The organism is Endobacterium panacihumi (assembly GCF_050847465.1).
GTDB classification, from domain to species: domain Bacteria; phylum Pseudomonadota; class Alphaproteobacteria; order Rhizobiales; family Rhizobiaceae; genus Neorhizobium; species Neorhizobium panacihumi.
The window spans coordinates 1-954 of sequence record NZ_JBOZRA010000021.1 but is presented as its reverse complement, the minus strand read 5'-3'; the positions used below and the strand labels follow the sequence as shown (position 1 = coordinate 954).

Below are 954 nucleotides of genomic sequence, written 5' to 3'. Positions count from 1 at the left end.
CAATATAGCCTGCTCGTTAGAACAGGCAGCCGGGCTACCTTTTACAACCCAACCATCTCATGATGCCATCGACGTGTTCTTTTTCGATCGGATCACTTTATTGGAGCTACGCCGAGCAGCTCTCTTGCGTCCGATCTTAAGACCAGCTTCTCGAGATTAAATCCGGGTCCGTGCGGTTAGCAAACGGACATCAATAGATCGTCAGAAGGCTCCGAAGAACCCAACAACGACCGACCAGAGTGACAAGCTTCCTATCTCCACCGATCCCTCTTTCGTGTCCGACCGGCTAGGCCATCAACGACATCATAAGGATCAGCTTCAAACCCGGACCTAAATCCGAACCTGGAAGCCTCCAGATCAATCTTCTCTTCACGATTTTTGCAGAACAGGCACAACGCCAAAAGCGATGTGCAAACTTATTTTTCTTCAAAGGATATGTATCCGCCATCTCGACACCAAAGCGAATTGGTGGAGCTGAGCGGGATCGAACCGCTGACCCCCTGCTTGCAAAGCAGGTGCTCTCCCAGCTGAGCTACAGCCCCAACCATCGCAACACCCGATGACAAAGCCATCAGGAGGATCGAGATCAAACAACCCATCCGCCAAAAGGCAAATGGTGGGCCTGGGAAGACTTGAACTTCCGACCCCACGCTTATCAAGCGTGTGCTCTAACCAACTGAGCTACAGGCCCAATCTCGACAAACTCTACGCTAAGTAACGCTCGCCAATACAGGCCAGAGGCCGTCGCCGGTCGTCCGGCGCCCTCGCGGAGGGCAGCACCAAAGGTGCGAACAGCCCGTGAGCGCACTCAATGGTTCATATCCTAATGAAGAAAGAGAAACGTAGTCGGCGGCACTTCGCCATACCATCCGGCTGCATCGAAGCAGCTCCGTGGCGTATTGCGTTTCGATGGTCACCTGACTGGTGCCATCTATTGTTCTAAAAAGTACGGGA

General features: G+C 52.9%; 2 tRNA genes. Both read right to left on the bottom strand.

Going from position 1 to position 954, the window contains the following annotated elements:
* Nucleotides 1–466: 466 nt before the first annotated feature.
* Nucleotides 467–542 (bottom strand) — tRNA-Ala (locus ACRQ1B_RS29145).
* A 72-nt stretch (nucleotides 543–614) separates the two neighbouring features.
* A tRNA-Ile gene (locus ACRQ1B_RS29140) sits at nucleotides 615–691 on the bottom strand.
* Nucleotides 692–954: the final 263 nt, after the last annotated feature.